At 50.3% G+C, this 334-nt stretch carries 1 protein-coding gene; it reads left to right on the top strand.

All coding sequences use genetic code 11. The features are described from left to right. A partial coding sequence (locus tag SB773_RS30655) for a PLP-dependent transferase (protein ID WP_410593993.1) occupies positions 1-256 on the top strand: 256 nt, incomplete at its 5' end. Positions 257-334: the final 78 nt, after the last annotated feature.

Raw genomic sequence — 334 nt, 5'->3', positions numbered from 1 at the left:
TTCACTTAAAGGTGGCATGGATACCGTACGCGTTGTTCTTCCAAAATTGAAATACGCCAATCGTGCTGCAAACCTCGGAGCGGTAGAAACGACTTATGGACCTGCGCGTACAACGAGCCACGTGGAATGCACCGTAGAAGAAAGAAAAGCACTGGGAATACCAGAAGGTCTTGTACGTTTGTCTGCTGGTATTGAGGATACGGAAGATTTAATTGCCGATTTGGATAATGCCTTCCGAATCGCAGCCGGGGAGTAATCATGACCAGTACAGCTGGCGCGGGAACGCCGACGAAGCAGTTGCATAAATTTGGTGGCAGCAGCCTGGCGGATGCCA

It is taken from the genome of Bacillus sp. SIMBA_074 (assembly GCF_046534555.1).
In the GTDB taxonomy this organism is placed as follows: Bacteria; Bacillota; Bacilli; order Bacillales; family Bacillaceae_G; genus Bacillus_A; species Bacillus_A mycoides.
Note: the sequence above shows the minus strand (reverse complement) of the source record. Positions and strands in the feature narration are given on the sequence as shown.